We start from the raw sequence: 16,516 nt of genomic DNA, 5'->3' as shown, positions 1-16,516 counted from the left end.
AGTTAAATTGGTTGAGTCATCAGACCAACAGATTTGACACCTGCTGATTGAAGTAAATTTAAAGCCTTTATAATCTCTTCATAAGGAACCTGTTTCGCACCACCAACTAAAAAAACAGCTTTATCATTAAGTGACATTTGCTGCTTAACTTCTGCAACAATTTGCTCTTGAGGAATATTCGATTGTCGATTCTGATCTATAATAATTGCATACTCCCCTATTCCAGATACTTCGATAATTATAGGTTTATTATCAGAAGGAGATACAGTTTTTGATTCTGTCGCTTCTGGAAGATCAACTTCAACACTTTGGCTTATTATTGGGGCTGTAGCCATAAAAATCAACACCAATACCAATAATACATCTAACAAAGGTACAATATTGATCTCTGATTTAGTTGAATAACGTGAACGTCTGCTCATAATTATTTCCTAACAGCTACTGCTTGACGTTGTAAAATTGATGAAAACTCATCAATAAAGTTCAAATAACTTTGTTCCATTCGACTTACACGCAATGATAATCGGTTATAAGCTAAAACAGCAGGAATCGCGGCAAATAAACCAATAGCGGTCGCAATTAACGCTTCAGCAATACCAGGAGCAACCATTTGCAATGTTGCTTGCTTGACTTCTCCAAGAGAAATAAAAGCATGCATAATTCCCCAAACCGTACCAAATAAACCAATATATGGGCTAATTGACCCTACAGTACCTAAAAAAGGTATATGCAATTCTAAATTATCTAATTCACGATTCATCGCTAAACGCATTGAACGAGACGCACCATCTAACGCTGCTTCTGGCATATTTGGATTAATTTGATATAAACGAGAAAACTCTTTAAATCCCGAATAGAAAATATGTTCTGTACCACAGATCTCTTCTTTATTGAATTTTGCTTTATCAAAGAGCACATTTAAGTCATCAGCGGCCCAAAAACTATTGTCAAATTGTTCAACTTGTTTTTTAGCTTTGCCTAAAATGCTGCTACGTTGAAAAATGAAAGCCCAAGACATAACAGAAAATATAAGTAACAATAGCATAACGCCTTGTACCAAAAGTCCTGCTTGTAAAAATAGATCAATAATATTCACTTAAATTAACTCCAAAAATAATGACTTTGGAAGCGCACAAGGCTTCATTTTAGTCATATTGACACAAGCAATCACCACATCAGCGCTGCTGATAATTTGCTTATTCTGGTTTAAAATTGTCTGTTTAAAAATAATAGACGCCTTACGAATTTGCTCAATCTTAGTGCTGATAGTTAACATATCATCTAAACGTGCTGGGAAGTCGTAGCTAATATCCATCTTTTTAACAACAAAAGCAATACCTTCTTGCAGTAACTTTTGTTGACTAATATCAAGTTGCCTTAGCATTTCTGTTCTAGCTCGTTCAAAAAAAGCAAGATACCGAGCGTGATAAACTACCCCACCAGCATCTGTGTCTTCATAATAGACTCTTGCATTCCAATTGAATTGTTTCATATTGTTAGATCTAATTTAGACTAAAAAATTAACCACATTATATCTGAATATGAAATTCGCTGCACTATGATATAAAAATAGTTAAATGAAAACAATTATCATTTGTGAATTATTTATATTTTATTCAGACTTATAAATTTGTTCAGACTTATAAATAAGTAAAAAGGTGACTATTTGCCACCTTTATATTAGTTTTTTAATATTTTATTTATTATTAGTTTCTTTTTCATTACTAGAGTTTTCAACCCAAAGTCCAGTAACAACAGCTAACATACATGCAGCAATTAATCCAATGAACCATAAAACGTAATACATAATTAATCCTTAATAAAGTGAATGTTTATTATTTTCTATATGGTTTTTGTCTAAACGTCCAAACATTTTAATGTAAGACCAGATAGTGTAGAAAAGAACAATTGGTAAAAAGATTACCACAACACCAAACATAATATTAAGTGTTAACTGACTAGAAGTTGCATCCCAAATAGTCAAACTAGCGTTTGGCATAATGCTTGATGGCATAATGAATGGGAATGTTGCAATTCCATAGGTAAGTAATACACAAGCAATAGTTAGTGAAGAAGATAAAAACACCAATCCATTTTTATTCACACTAGAAAAGAAAATAGTTAATAATGGTAATAATACGCCTAATGCTGGAACCGCCCATAAAATAGGATAATTCATGTAATTATTTAACCATGTAGAATCTGTTGATACAGTTTTAGCTAATGGATTCGATACTCCATTATGATCTATAGCACTTGTGATTTCATAACCATGAATGCCAAATGCAATCCAAACTCCAGCTAAAACAAAAGCAATTAGCATTACCAAGCTTGCTATTTGTGTTGCTTTTCTTGCTCTTAAATAAAGTTCACCAGAAGTTTTCATTTGCAACCAAGCGCCACCATGAGCAACGATTAACATCAAACTCACAATACCGGCTAATATTGCAAATGGGTTTAGTAATTCAAAGAATGAACCATCATAAAAAGCACGTTTACTAATATCAAATCTAAATGGCACACCTTCTAATAAGTTTCCAAAAGCAACACCGAAAACAAGAGCAGGCACAAAACTACCAAAAAAGATCGCGAGATCCCACATATTACGCCATTTAGTATTTTCCAGTTTACTACGGTAATCAAAACCAATTGGTCTAAAAAATAGCGCACAGAGCACTAAAACCATCGCAATATAAAAACCGGAAAAAGATACCGCATAAGCCGTAGGCCATGCAGCAAAAATACCTGCACCACCAGTAATTAACCAAACTTGGTTACCATCCCAGTGTGGTGCGATTGCATTTATCATGATTCGGCGTTCAGTATCGGTTTTACCAATAAAAGGTAATAAAATTCCGACACCCATATCGAAGCCATCTGTGATAACAAAAGCGATTAAAACAACACTAATCAACACCCACCAGATGACGCGTACAATTTCGTAATCAATCATTGTATTTACTCCCTATGCCTTATTCCGATATTGATTGTGTTTTTTCATAATGGTAGCTGCCAGTACCTAATGAACTTGGCCCTAATCGTGCAAATTTAAACATTAAGAACAATTCAGCAACCAAGAACAAAGTATAAAGTCCACAAATAAGAACCATGGTAAATAATACTTCACCTGGAGTTAATGATGAATTAGCTACACCTGTTGGTAAAATATCTTGAATTGCCCAAGGTTGACGACCATATTCGGCAACAAACCAACCGCATTCACATGCAAGCCATGGGAATGGTAAAGATAACAGTAGTAAACGATATAACCATCGTTTTTCACCAATTCGACCTTTATAGGTTGTCCATAAAGCAAGCCCAGTGCCTAAAATCATTAATAAGCCCAAACCAACCATACCTCTAAATGCCCAGAACAGTGGCCATACAGTAGGGATTGAATCTTCAGTTGCCGCTTTAATATGTTGTTCAGTCGCTTCAGGAATTGTTAAGTTATCACGATCGGTATAGCGTTTAACTAAATAACCGTAACCTAAGTCCACTTTATTGTCTTCAAAGGCTTTTAAAACAGCTGGGTCCTGATCACCTTTCTGAATTTTTTCCAAATTAGTATAAGCTAAAATACCATTACGAATTCGAGATTCATTGTTAGTTAAAATATCTCGTAAACCAGTAACTTGAGTATCGAATGAACGAGTTGTCATGATTCCCATTATGTAAGGGATTTCCAAAGCGAATACATTTTCTTTCTTATCTTGTGACGGGAACGCTATAACATTAAATGATGCTGGCGCTGGTTGAGTTTCCCATTCACCTTCAATTGCCGCTAGTTTTACTGGTTGTACAGTTGTCAACTCATGACCGGCTTCATCGCCCATAATTGCAACAACAATTGACATAATAAAACCAAACACAGCTGCTACAGCAAAAGAACGTTTAGCAAAAGGCAAATCTCGTTTTTTTAATAGATAATAGGAACTAATACTTAAAACAAAGATTGAACCAGTTAAATACCCTGCAGCAACAGTGTGAACAAACTTGTATTGAGCTACAGTATTAGTAATTAATTCAAAGAAACTGGCCATTTCCATACGAGAGGTAATCGGGTTAAAGTCAGAACCGATAGGAAATTGCATCCAACCATTGGCAACTAAAATCCAAAGTGCAGAGAAATTGGAACCAAAGGCTACACACCAAGTAACCATTAGATGTTTACCACGACTTAGTCTATCCCAGCCAAAAAAGAATAAACCAACCATAGTTGATTCCAAGAAAAATGCCATTAGTCCTTCAATCGCAAGAGGTGCACCAAATATATCACCTACATAATGCGAGTAATAAGACCAGTTAGTACCAAATTGGAACTCCATGGTTAAACCGGTAGCAACACCAACGGCGAAATTAATACCGAATAGTTTACCCCAGAATTTAGTCATATCTTTCCAAACTTGCTTGCCACTAACCACATATACTGTTTCCATAATTGCAAGCATAAACGCCATACCTAGCGTTAATGGAACAAAAATAAAATGATACATTGCGGTGAGTGCAAACTGAAGTCTTGATAATTCTACAATATCAAACATAACGTGCTCCCTTTATCCTTAAATACCCACAAATTTTTTGTCGTTATTTATTGTATTTTACAATATTATTTTAAGAATAAAAATTGATGAATGTCAAAAAAATGAAATTAAATAAAATTAAAGGTGCATTTTTACCGTTTCACCGATTTCCGCTAAACTATTCACAACAATGATTCCAGCTGCCTGTAGTGCTTTGGTTTTATCGGCAGCAGTTCCTTTGTTTCCAGAAATAATTGCCCCTGCATGGCCCATACGTTTACCTGCAGGTGCCGAAACACCAGCAATATAAGCAATAACAGGTTTGGTGACATTTTGTTTGATGTAATTAGCGGCTTCTTCTTCAGCACTACCACCAATTTCACCTATCATAACAATAGCTTCAGTCTTAGGATCTTGCTGAAGTAATTTTAGAATGGAGATAAAATCACTACCCGGAATAGCATCACCGCCAATTCCAACACACACTGATTGGCCTAATCCGATATCGGTAGTCTGTTTGACTGCTTCATAAGTCAAAGTACCAGAACGAGAAACAATACCTACTTTTCCTGCCAAATGAATATGTCCAGGCATAATACCTATTTTACACTCATCAGGAACAATAATTCCAGGACAATTAGGTCCTATCATAACAACATCATGTTCGACTAATTTTTGTTTAACGATAAGCATATCCAGAGTTGGAATACCTTCTGTAATACATACTATCAGTTTGATACCTGCATCAATTGCCTCTAAAATCGAGTCTTTACCAAATGCAGCAGGGACATAAATTACTGTTGCTGTTGCACCTGTTGCTGCTACGGCTTCTTTAACCGTGTTAAATACAGGTAAACCTAAATGCGTGGTACCGCCTTTACCCGGTGTTACACCTCCGACGACTTTTGTTCCATAAGCAATTGCTTGCTCACAATGGAAAGTCCCCTGACTACCAGTGAATCCCTGACAAATCACTTTTGTTTCTTTATTAATCAAAATTGACATAGTAATTATTCTCCACCCATACTATTATTGTGCAACAGCAACAATTTGTTGGGCTGCATCGACTAAACCTTTTGCTGTAATAACATTCAATTCGCTTTTAGCCAAAATCTCTCTTGCTAGCTCAGCATTATTACCCTCAAGACGAACAACAACAGGCACTGTCAAACCAATCTCTTTAATAGCATCAATAATACCATTAGCAATAAGATCACAACGAACAATACCACCAAAAATATTGACTAAAATAGCTTTGACATTTTTGTCTGATAAAATTAATTTGAATGCTTCCGCTACGCGCTCTTTGGTTGTACCACCACCTACATCTAAAAAGTTCGCTGGCTCACCACCATAAAGTTTGATCATATCCATTGTTGCCATCGCAAGGCCGGCACCATTAACCATACAACCAATATTACCTTCCAGTGAAACATAGCTAATACCTTGTTTAGCTGCAATTGATTCACGTTCGTCTTCTTGGGTTGTATCTCTTAATATTGCTAAATCAGGATGTCTAAACATGGCATTATCATCTAACACAACTTTAGCATCTAAACAAATTAATTCCTGGGAATCAGTAATAACTAAAGGATTTACTTCCGCTAATGAAACATCATTATTGATAAAAAGATTAGCAAAATTGACAAATAATTTGGCAAATTGATTGACGAGTTTACCAGTAAGACCGAGTTTGAAAGCAAGCTCACGACCTTGATAGCCACATGGCCCAGTTAATGGATCTAGCGATATTTTATGAATTAAATGTGGTGAAGTTTCAGCAACTTTTTCAATTTCAACGCCACCTTCAATTGACGCCATCACCACAATACGTTTGCTACTACGATCAATTACTGCACCTAAATAAAGCTCTTTAGCTATATTTGAAGCCTTCTCAATTAAAATCTGATTAACAGGTTGGCCTTTGGTTGTTGTTTGATAAGTTACTAAATACTGACCTAACCATTTTTCAGCAAAAAGCTTTATTTCATTAAAATCCTTAGTACAAATGACCCCGCCAGATTTGCCTCGTCCCCCTGCATGTACTTGGCATTTTGCCACCCAAGCGCTAGTCGGTGTTTGCAAGGAAATTTCAGCCAATGTATCTTGTATTTCATCGATAGAGTTACATACATAACCTTCTGGCACTGGCAAATTATACTGTTTAAATAGGTTTTTTGATTGATACTCATGCAGGTTCATAAATAAATCCCAAAGCTCTGATTGCCAAAAATAGTGGCTAATTTTAATGCAAGATGTAAAAATTGTGTAGTAAATAATTACTTATGTTTATAGTAATTGAGAATTATTGCTGATAACTACCGACAATGATATACTCAAAAAATATATTGATATTGTAAAAACAGTAAAGGTAAAAATATGACACAAGTTGGAATCTTTTTTGGTAGTGACACCGGTAATACAGAGAACGTAGCTAAACAAATCCAACAAATTTTAGGTACAGACAAAGCAGATCTTTTCGATATTGCAAAAACTACTAAAGAACATATCGAAAAATATGATTGCTTGTTTTTTGGTATCCCAACTTGGTATTACGGTGAATCTCAAGCTGATTGGGACGATTTTTTCCCTAATTTAGAACAAATTAATTTTAATGGTAAAACTGTAGCAATTTTTGGCTGTGGTGACCAAGAAGATTACGCTGAATATTTCTGTGATGCAATGGGAACAATTCGCGATATTATCGAACCTAAAGGGGCTAAAATTGTTGGTCATTGGTCAACAGAAGGATACAGCTTTGAAGCATCGAAAAGTTTAGTTGATGATAATCATTTTGTTGGTTTAGCCATTGATGAAGATCGTCAACCAGAATTAACCGAAGAACGCATTAATAATTGGGTAAAACAAGTAAAAACCGAAATGAATATTTGATCTATCAAAGTGATTTATTTTATTTTCCGTACATATTTTTGTAATATGTTTTATTAAACAACTCAACTGGAATGTAATATGACGAATCATGATAAAGATAATAATGCAGCACTGAAAAGTGCCGGCTTAAAGGTTACCTTACCACGATTAAAAATTTTAGAATTATTACGAGACCCTTCATGCCAACACATTACTGTAGAAGATCTTTATAAAAAACTACTTGATATGGGGGAAGAAATTGGCCTTGCAACGGTTTATCGAGTATTGAATCAATTTGACGATGCCGGAATTGTAACTCGTCATAATTTTGAAGGTGGCAGAGCTGTTTTTGAACTTGCCTCACAAAAACACCACGATCATTTAATTTGTTTAGATTGTGGCGAAGTGTTTGAATTTCGAGACGAAATAATTAATCAACGTCAAAAAGAAATCGCAGAACAATATGGCGTTACCCTCACTTTTCATAGCTTATACCTTTACGGACATTGTAAGGCTGGTAACTGTAAAGCTCATCCGGAACTTCATACTAAAAAATAAGCCTATTTTATAGGCTTTTTTTACTTATTAAGAATAATACATACTTTTATCTGTCAGGTTAATAATCACATGAAGCAGCTTTTAAATTATATCCCTCTTCTTATATTTTTTATTTTTTTAACGATTTATAATATTTTTGTCGGTGTCCAAGCATTAATGATTGCTGCAACAATATCTTTTTTAACTATCCTTATTATCTATAAAAAAGTTAATAAAGTTGAGCTGATATCTTATCTGATGGTGATGATTTTTGGTGGAATAACACTTTATACAAAAGATTCAAATATTATGAAATGGAAAGTGACCATTATTAACTTTTTATTTGCTACTGCTTTATCTGTTAGTCAGTTTATTTTCAAGAAAAATCTAATACAAAAAATGTTAGCTAAAGAGATACAGCTTGATATAACAGTCTGGAATAAGTTAAATCTGATGTGGATTGTATTTTTTATTGCCTGTGGAACTTTCAGTTTAATTGCAACATATTATGTAGCAGATGACTTCTTCTGGATTATTAAAATATTTATTTTACCGGCAGCATCATTAATAATGTCTTTAATATCGGGAATTTATATTTACCGAAATATGAGTAAGACTACTGAGAATAGATAAGATTATACTGGTAGGAGTATTAACAACATGACACAAAATGATAACAACCCTAAAGGACAATTAGTATTACGAACCTTAGCTATGCCGGCAGACACTAATCCACATGGCCATATTTTTGGTGGATGGATCATGTCGCAAATGGACTTAGCTGGTGGTATTTTAGCTAAAGAAATTGCCAAAAGAAGAGTCGTGACAGTTAATGCAAGTAGTATTACTTTTTACAAACCGGCAATGGTTGGCGACGTAGTATGTTGTTATGCTCATTGTATAAAAACTGGCACTACCTCGATTACCATCGAGATTGAAGTTTGGATTAAAAAAGTAACCGATTCAGAAATTGCTACGCAGCGTTTTCGTATCACTGATGCTACTTTTACCTATGTTTCTGTAGATAAACACAATAATCCAAAACCTTTGCCAGAAATATTTCAACATTATGATTGTACTAAAGATCCCATTAGCAAATTAAACTTAACTTATAGCTGATAAATATGCAATTTACATCATTCCATGCATTAATAAGTACATTAATTTTTCTCGTTTACTGGTTGCTTATTGTATCGACCACGCTACGTATTGTCTTCAAAAGAAGACCAACTACTTACGTGATTGCATGGATGTTGGTCATTTATATATTACCTATTATTGGCATTATTCTTTACTTCGCCTTAGGCGAGACCCACTTAGGGCAACAGCGAGCTAAGCGCGCGCAAAAAATGCGCCCAACTATCACCAAATTTATTAATCAATTAAGCGCTTTCCCAGATATTTTTACCGCTAAAGTTAGCCAAGTCAGCAAGCCTATTTTTCAACTTTGTAAACATCAAACAGGACTTGATGGTATAAAAGGTAATCATATTGAATTATTAAGTGATACCGACACGATTTTTAATCGTCTTATTGACGATATCAATAATGCCAACTCCAACATAGAAATGGTATTTTATATCTGGAATGAAGGCGGTAAAGCGGATGATGTTGAACAAGCACTAATACAAGCCACACAAAGAGGCGTTACCTGTCGATTAATGATTGATTCAGCAGGAAGTAGACATTTTATTAGATCGAAAGCCTGCCAAAGAATGCGTGATGCAGGTATTATCATTATAGAGGCGTTACAAGTTAATCTATTAAGATTTATGTTTAGACGACTTGATTTGCGTCAACACCGTAAGGTAGCCATTATAGATAACTATATATCCTATACCGGAAGTATGAATATTGTTGACCCTAGATTCTTTAAACAAAATAAGCATGTTGGAGAATGGGTTGATATCATGATCAGAATGAATGGACCGGTTACCACATTAATGGGTGCTATATACGCTAGTGATTGGGAACTTGAAACAGGTAAATATTTAGCCCTTCCACAAATCACTGATTTTGCCGAACCACCAGAAGAAAAGAAACATATTATGCAGCTTATTCCTTCTGGCCCTGGTTATACCGAAAACATGATCCATCAAGTGTTATTGACAGCAATTTATTCTGCTCAAGAACAAATTATTTTTACTACACCTTATTTAGTACCTAGTGATGATATTTTACATGCAATATGTACTGCCGCCCAACGTGGTGTTGAAGTCATCATCATTACGCCGAAAAAGAACGACTCATTAATGGTAAAATGGGCTAGTCGAGCTTTCTTTTCGGAATTATTAAGTAGTGGCGTTAAACTTTATCAATTTAATGATAATTTATTACATACAAAAAGTGTTCTAATTGATAATCAACTTAGTCTAGTTGGAACGGTTAATTTAGATATGCGCAGTTTATGGTTGAATTTTGAAATTACTACTGTAATTGATGATGCTCAATTTGCCAAATCACTATCACAGCTACTAAAACAATATTTATCACAGTCAGAAGAAATTAATATCCAAAAATGGAAAAAGCGACCGATCTGGCAACGAGTTATTGAACGATTATTTTACTTTTTTGCCCCTTTACTCTAATTAATTTTAAAAAATTAATGTACAAAAAATACCCTAATAACCTTTTTGTGATATATCAGGTAAAAATTGATTATCCACAATACGAAAAACGTCAGATTCAATCACTCCATCTTGATTAAGAATAATTTCTCGCCACCCAGGTGCATCTGCATTAGATAACTGAAAATCATAACAATTAGGTTTAAATTGAAAACATGTAGAAGGCGTCGAAAATGCATGGCAATTATGCCAAATATGATCTTGTTGTTGGTGAATATGTCCCCAACCTACTCCTTTTATATTAGGGAAACGTTTGATAATTTCTTCAAGTTTATAACTATTTTTTAAAATATGTTCATCCAGCCAATCACAACCCGAAGGAATCGGATGATGATGTAAAAATACAAGGGCATTTTTATCGGCATGAGCAGTTAAAGTATTTTGTAAAAACTGCAATTCAGATTCAGGCAACATTCCATAAGCCTTACCCACCACTTGACTATTTAGTAATACAATTAGCCAGTTATCACCGAGTAATATACTTTTATTTTCAGCAAGTTGATAATTCGAAAATACCTCTTGCATATAACTATAGTTATCATGATTACCGGCTAACCAAACACATGGTGTAGCAAATTTTTGAATTTGCTCAGCAAAGCGTGCATATGATTTTTTAGCACCATCTTGGACAAAATCACCCGTTGCCACAATCAAATCAAACTTCTTATTGCTGCGCTCAATTTCAGCAATAACTGATAAAAAACTGGCGTTTGACTTAACGCCTAGCAATGCGCCATTATCATCAGCAAACAGATGCGTATCGGTAATATGCAGTATTTTTGCACAATGCTTATTACGTATTTGAAGCTTTAAAAGTGACTCCAAAATCTACCTCTATCATTTATTATATGAAATCATGTCAGCAATAGAATTGATATTGTGATCAACATCACAATTTTTATTTTTAAATCATGATGTTAACTTAAATTGTAAAATAAATTCTATTTTTAGGAAAGTAATAATTGCTTAGTTTAACAAAAAACTGCTTATTTCCATTCATTCTTTAATGTCAGATGATTAAGTTGTAACCACTGTAGCGCAATAATTGAGGCGGCATTATTTATTACCCCTTCTTCAACCCATTTATACGCTTGTTCACGACTCACCACATGAACCTTAATATCTTCGTTCTCTTCAGCCAAGCCATGTACACCTTTTGCGGTCGAAGAATCAACTTGACCAACTAAAATATGCAACTGCTCAGTTAAGCCACCTGGTGAGGCTAAATAACTTATGATCGGCTTACATTGTCCAATGACTATACCCGCTTCTTCCATAGCTTCTCGTCTTGCAACTTCTTCTGTCGACTCATTCTCATGATCCATCATGCCAGCAATCAACTCTAATATCCATGGACTAGCTTGGGTATCAATCGCTGCAATACGAATTTGTTCAATAAGGACGACTTCATCTCGTTTATCATCATAAACTAAAAGTACCACCGCATGACCACGTTCTAAAATTTCACGCGAAACCATTTCACTCACTGAACCATCAAATTTACGATATTGAAAACGATATTCAAACAACGAAAAAAAACCTTTGTATAAAATTCGTTTAGTTAAATTAAACACATCTTTTTTGTTAAAAATTACTGGAGTAGGTTTATATTTCATATTAAGTTCTCGATTTTAAGCTAAATTTTAATAAAAAGTGCGAATAACTAATATGGACACTTTCTATATGCTAATTATCTGTTAAAATTATGCAATTGAAAAATATTATTCTATTTTATTGCTTTTAAAGAGAAAGATTGATGAAAAAAACTTTAACCTTTTTAATTGGCTTAGCATTAAGTCAATCTGTATTTGCTGAAAACTTAGTTCAAGTTTATGAACAAGCAAAAGAAACCAATCCAGATTTACGCAGTTCATTGGCTGAAAAAGATAAAGCTTATTCAGCAATTTCAGGTTCTCGTGCAAGCTTATTGCCACAAGTAGGCTTAAGTGCTTCTTATGGAGTAGCCCATGGACGTCGAGACAATAGCGGAATTAAGACTAAAAGCGGTAGCTTGTATCAAGTCGCAGTCTCGCAAAGTATCTTCAATTTTTCTAATTGGAAAGCTTTAGATATCACGAAAAAACAAGCAACTATTGCAGATATTTCTTACCAATACCAAGGCCAAACATTAATTCTAAACACTTCTGTTGCTTACTTCAATGTACTTAAATGCCTTGATGCATTAAGCTTTATCGATGCTCAGAAAAAAGCAATTGGTCGTCAATTAGAGCAAACTCGTCAACAACATCAAGTCGGTTTAGTGGCTATTACCGATGTACAAAACGCACAAGCAAATTACGATTTAACAGTAGCGCAACAAGTTAACGCATTAAATGATTTAAATAACGCTATTGAATCATTGCGTCAAGTAAGTGGTCGCTTTTATTCTAAGCTAGCCAGTGTTGATACCAAAACTTTTAAAACTCAAGCACCAACACAAATTAACACACTGTTAAAACAATCTGAAACCGCCAATCTTAACTTATTAACTATGAAGTTAAATCAAGAGATTGCTCGTGATCAAATAAAAATGGCACAATCAGGTTTTATGCCTACGGCAAGTCTTGATGCCTCCACTAACTTAAATAAATCTGATAGCTATGGTAACACCAATTATCAACGTCACACCGCTGGCAAAAAATATTCAGGGGATAATAGGGTTGGTGTGAGTGTAAGTTTACCACTTTTCTCTGGTGGGGCGACCGTATCACAAGTGCAACAAGCACAACATAATTTTGTCAGTTTTAGTGAAAAACTTGAAAGTACTAATCGTAGTGTGATTAACCAAGTTCGCTCATCTTATAACAATATTTCATCATCAATTAGTGCGATTAAAGCTTATCAACAAGCGGTGGTTTCTGCACAAAGTTCATTAGAAGCCACATCTTCTGGTTATCAAGTAGGTACGCGAACTATTGTTGATGTACTTAATGCCACCACACAACTTTATAGCTCAAAACGCAATCTATCCGATGCTAAATACAACTATTTAACTAGCTTATTACAGTTGAAATATGCTGTTGGTACTTTAACTGCAAGTGATTTAGTTTACTTAAACAACATGTTAGGTAAAGAAGTTAGTACCATTGCAACGATAAAATAATCGACTATATAGTTTGATTAAACATAAAAAAGCGATCATCAGATCGCTTTTTCTATTTTGGGTGATTAATTTATTTAATTTAACTCTATTACCAAGTGTATTATAAATTTATCAAGACATAGCATTAACCATAAACTCAATAAAAGTATTAAGTTTAGGTAATCTTTGCTTATCTGCTGTATACAAAAGATGAGCTTCTCTGGGCGGGGGCAAAAAATCTTGCAAAATAGGAATTAATTTACTCTGTTTAATCGACTCATTCAGTACTGACTCAGGTAACATTGTGACGCCTAATCCCTCAATAGCGGCTGCAGCCAATGCAGTGGTATTATTACTTTGAAATGCACCTGAAATAGCGATATTAGTTAACTTGCCATTGATAGTAAATGGCCACAAATTATCCTTTTTGGTCGGATTGACATATTGATAAATTAAGCATTGATGCTTCTTCAAATCGTCAGGTATTGCTGGTACGCCATTTTGAGCTAAATAGCTTGGTGATGCAGCAAAAATCAGCTGTAAGTCACTTAGTTTACGAGCAATTAAACTTGAATCATTTAACGAGCCAATTCGAAATACCACATCAAAATCATCTTTAACTAAATCGACATAACGATCACTTAATTGCATATCAATATTCACTTTCGGATAACATTTCATAAAGCGACTTATCACAGGAATCAAATTAAATTGACCATAACTAATTGGGGCACTAATCCTTAATCTTCCCTTGGGCTCTTGACTAAATTGCTGCGCTAATGTTTTTGTACTTTTAATTTCACTGAGAATAAACAAACATCGTTCATAATACTGTTTGCCAAACTCTGTTAAATGTTGTGATCTTGTCGTTCGATTAAGTAATTTTAGACCCAAATAATTTTCTAAAAAAAGAATATATTTAGCAATCATCTGTGGGGAGGTATTTAACGAAATAGACGTCGCAGCAAAAGAGCCTGTTTTTACGGTTATAACAAATGCTTCCATACATTTAACTAAATCCACATTAGCAATCCTCAGTTGTTAATAAATCAATTTTGATATTATTTATTGTCATTTTATCAATCAATATAATATAGATCTTTAATTAAATAAGGAAATTTAATCAGTATATAATCATCATTAAACAAAATTTTGTTGATTAAGTTTGCCTAACGATTTTTATGTCAGTTAAATATTTTAGTGATATCAACTTATTAAAAGTTTGGTAGCAATCTAAGTAACAAAGGGATTAAAAATGGAAAACAAAAGATATACCGTTATCACTGGTGCTAGCTCGGGAATAGGTTATGCAACGGCAATCGCATTTGCCAAAAGAAACAAAAATCTAATAGTAATTGCTCGAAGAAAAGAAAATTTAGAATCATTAAAACAACAAATAGCAAAAATAAATTCCAAAGTTGAAGTTATTATAAAAGTTTGTGATTTAACCAATACACAGTCTAATTATCATTTATTCAATCAATTAGAGAATTATTTTATCGAAACTTGGATTAATAATGCTGGTTTTGGTCATTATGGCAGTGTAAACGATCAAGATTTAACAAAAATTGAATCAATGTTGCATTTAAATATTGAAGCATTAACCATTCTATCAACACTTTATGTACGTAAATATAAAGATCAAGCAAATACTCAGTTGATTAATATATCATCTCGCGGCGGCTATACCATTGTGCCAAATGCTGTTACCTATTGCGCAACAAAATTTTATGTTAATGCATTCACTGAAGGGCTTGCTCAAGAACTAATACAAGCTAAAGCCCAATTAAGAGCAAAAGTACTTGCTCCGGCGGCAACCCAAACGGAATTTGGCAAAAAAGCCAATAATGTTGATGAATATGATTATGATAAAAGTTTTGCTAAATATCATTCTGCCGATCAAATGGCTGAATTTTTATTAGCCCTTTATGATAGCAACAAAATCATTGGCGAGATCAGTACGAAGGATTTTTCATTCAGTTTAAAAGATAGTATCTTTCCTTATTCTGGTAATCCAGCAGAAAATCAGAAATAAACAATCGAATATAAGTGATTAAAGTGATTTTGGGCTTTCAAAAACCCCGTTCCTCAAAATTTTTTGGTTGTTTTAGTTTCGGACGTTTGTTGTTTTGTGGTTATTTCTATACGGCGATTACGTCCGAGTTAAGAGGGTTGGCGCGAACCCTCTTTACAATCTCCCGCGGCGACCACGCAAGTGGTCACGATGTGACTGCCTTCCGCCTTCGTTCGCTCTTAACGCACCGGCTGTGATTTGTTCCTGACAAAACACAGCCTTGCCAAACATCCCTGTTTGCCATGCTAACCTCACTCAGTTGTCAGCACATTGCGAATGTCGCGCTACAAAATCGTTTTTTTATCGCCCACTTCGTAAACATCAACGTCATTGCCTTGGCAGGGCAATGATTATTTAATGCACTAACGTTATTTTTCTTATCCTCAGCTTCAATACCTAAGAACTAAAAAATAATAGCTAAGGATAGACACAGACTCCGTATTGGGGGAGTATCCTGTTATTGTCAGTGGTATCATAAAGCACAAAACCAGTGTACCAGCTAACCACAAAGAATCTCCTACCATCGTTATCCGACGTCCAATATAGTGCGAATCTGTCGAAGTCGATTTTAACGCCGCTGCCGAATTTAGCATCCCTGTAATAGTTCATATTCCCCCATTCCGAGAAAAATCCGGCACCAATGAGACGATAGTGACGACCAGAGAACCGAGGCTCTGCACCTTGACAATCTCTTCCCTCCGGACAATAAGAATTCCTCGCATTAGTTAAATCCTTGACCTTTGGGAGACGATATCCCAAACTATTACACCAAGATGATATCCAAGTCTGGTTAACTTTACCA

The 16,516-nt window shown here is 34.6% G+C and carries 18 protein-coding genes; 7 read left to right on the top strand and 11 right to left on the bottom strand.

Features of this window, described 5'->3' with window-relative positions; genetic code table 11:
- Positions 1-2: 2 nt before the first annotated feature.
- From tolR to sucC, 8 genes are all read right to left on the bottom strand, one after another.
- Positions 3-428: a colicin uptake protein TolR gene (gene tolR / locus B6C84_RS07600; protein WP_370527996.1), complete on the bottom strand. Its 426-nt coding sequence runs from the start codon at positions 426-428 to the stop codon at positions 3-5.
- On the bottom strand, positions 425-1,045 hold the full coding sequence (tolQ, locus tag B6C84_RS07595; RefSeq protein ID WP_065578639.1) for a protein TolQ: 621 nt from the start codon (positions 1,043-1,045) through the stop codon (positions 425-427). The genes tolR and tolQ overlap by 4 nt, the downstream gene beginning before the upstream one ends.
- A gap of 51 nt (positions 1,046-1,096) precedes the next feature.
- Complete coding sequence (gene ybgC / locus B6C84_RS07590) at positions 1,097-1,492, bottom strand: tol-pal system-associated acyl-CoA thioesterase (protein ID WP_034902095.1); 396 nt, start codon at positions 1,490-1,492, stop codon at positions 1,097-1,099.
- Between the two features lie 204 nt (positions 1,493-1,696).
- A complete protein-coding gene (locus tag B6C84_RS07585; protein WP_086320090.1) occupies positions 1,697-1,807 on the bottom strand; it encodes a cytochrome bd oxidase small subunit, CydX/CbdX family in 111 nt (36 codons plus the stop codon).
- A gap of 9 nt (positions 1,808-1,816) precedes the next feature.
- Positions 1,817-2,953: a cytochrome d ubiquinol oxidase subunit II gene (gene cydB / locus B6C84_RS07580; protein WP_065578541.1), complete on the bottom strand. Its 1,137-nt coding sequence runs from the start codon at positions 2,951-2,953 to the stop codon at positions 1,817-1,819.
- Positions 2,954-2,972: 19 nt separating this feature from the next.
- Positions 2,973-4,544: a cytochrome ubiquinol oxidase subunit I gene (locus B6C84_RS07575; protein WP_065578540.1), complete on the bottom strand. Its 1,572-nt coding sequence runs from the start codon at positions 4,542-4,544 to the stop codon at positions 2,973-2,975.
- Positions 4,545-4,661: 117 nt separating this feature from the next.
- A complete protein-coding gene (sucD, locus tag B6C84_RS07570) occupies positions 4,662-5,528 on the bottom strand; it encodes a succinate--CoA ligase subunit alpha (RefSeq protein ID WP_065578539.1) in 867 nt (288 codons plus the stop codon).
- A 24-nt stretch (positions 5,529-5,552) separates the two neighbouring features.
- Positions 5,553-6,725, bottom strand: a complete 1,173-nt coding sequence (gene sucC / locus B6C84_RS07565; RefSeq protein WP_086354377.1) for an ADP-forming succinate--CoA ligase subunit beta — start codon at positions 6,723-6,725, stop codon at positions 5,553-5,555.
- Positions 6,726-6,902: 177 nt separating this feature from the next.
- On the opposite strand from sucC, the gene fldA reads away from it, so the two are divergent.
- From fldA to cls, 5 genes are all read left to right on the top strand, one after another.
- Positions 6,903-7,415, top strand: a complete 513-nt coding sequence (fldA, locus tag B6C84_RS07560) for a flavodoxin FldA (RefSeq protein WP_034902105.1) — start codon at positions 6,903-6,905, stop codon at positions 7,413-7,415.
- A 78-nt stretch (positions 7,416-7,493) separates the two neighbouring features.
- The gene (gene fur / locus B6C84_RS07555; protein ID WP_034902110.1) at positions 7,494-7,952 is read left to right on the top strand and encodes a ferric iron uptake transcriptional regulator; all 459 of its coding nucleotides are present in this window, start codon (positions 7,494-7,496) and stop codon (positions 7,950-7,952) included.
- Between the two features lie 69 nt (positions 7,953-8,021).
- Positions 8,022-8,564 (top strand): inner membrane-spanning protein YciB, encoded by a 543-nt coding sequence (locus B6C84_RS07550; protein ID WP_065650753.1) that lies wholly within the window; start codon positions 8,022-8,024, stop codon positions 8,562-8,564.
- Between the two features lie 27 nt (positions 8,565-8,591).
- Positions 8,592-9,050: an acyl-CoA thioester hydrolase YciA gene (gene yciA / locus B6C84_RS07545; RefSeq protein WP_065578536.1), complete on the top strand. Its 459-nt coding sequence runs from the start codon at positions 8,592-8,594 to the stop codon at positions 9,048-9,050.
- A 5-nt stretch (positions 9,051-9,055) separates the two neighbouring features.
- Positions 9,056-10,519: a cardiolipin synthase gene (gene cls / locus B6C84_RS07540; RefSeq protein WP_086354378.1), complete on the top strand. Its 1,464-nt coding sequence runs from the start codon at positions 9,056-9,058 to the stop codon at positions 10,517-10,519.
- A 33-nt stretch (positions 10,520-10,552) separates the two neighbouring features.
- On the opposite strand, the gene cpdA is transcribed toward cls, so the two are convergent.
- Together cpdA and nudF are read right to left on the bottom strand one after the other, a co-directional pair.
- A complete protein-coding gene (gene cpdA, locus B6C84_RS07535) occupies positions 10,553-11,383 on the bottom strand; it encodes a 3',5'-cyclic-AMP phosphodiesterase (RefSeq protein WP_165755161.1) in 831 nt (276 codons plus the stop codon).
- A 161-nt stretch (positions 11,384-11,544) separates the two neighbouring features.
- Positions 11,545-12,174 (bottom strand): ADP-ribose diphosphatase, encoded by a 630-nt coding sequence (gene nudF / locus B6C84_RS07530; RefSeq protein WP_086354380.1) that lies wholly within the window; start codon positions 12,172-12,174, stop codon positions 11,545-11,547.
- Between the two features lie 140 nt (positions 12,175-12,314).
- On the opposite strand from nudF, the gene tolC reads away from it, so the two are divergent.
- The gene (tolC, locus tag B6C84_RS07525) at positions 12,315-13,661 is read left to right on the top strand and encodes an outer membrane channel protein TolC (RefSeq protein ID WP_065650751.1); all 1,347 of its coding nucleotides are present in this window, start codon (positions 12,315-12,317) and stop codon (positions 13,659-13,661) included.
- 111 nt (positions 13,662-13,772) lie between these two features.
- Here tolC and B6C84_RS07520 read toward each other — a convergent pair whose 3' ends face one another.
- Positions 13,773-14,663, bottom strand: coding sequence for a LysR family transcriptional regulator (locus B6C84_RS07520; protein ID WP_086354381.1), 891 nt, complete (start codon positions 14,661-14,663; stop codon positions 13,773-13,775).
- A 232-nt stretch (positions 14,664-14,895) separates the two neighbouring features.
- Here B6C84_RS07520 and B6C84_RS07515 point away from each other — a divergent pair, with 232 nt between their 5' ends.
- Positions 14,896-15,675 carry an SDR family NAD(P)-dependent oxidoreductase gene (locus B6C84_RS07515; RefSeq protein ID WP_065578532.1) on the top strand — a complete coding sequence of 260 codons (780 nt, stop codon included), beginning with the start codon at positions 14,896-14,898 and terminating at the stop codon, positions 15,673-15,675.
- The last annotated feature ends 841 nt before the right edge of the window (positions 15,676-16,516 follow it).

This window comes from Gilliamella apis, assembly GCF_002142155.1.
Classification (GTDB): Bacteria; Pseudomonadota; Gammaproteobacteria; order Enterobacterales; family Orbaceae; genus Gilliamella; species Gilliamella apis.
Note: the sequence above shows the minus strand (reverse complement) of the source record. Positions and strands in the feature narration are given on the sequence as shown.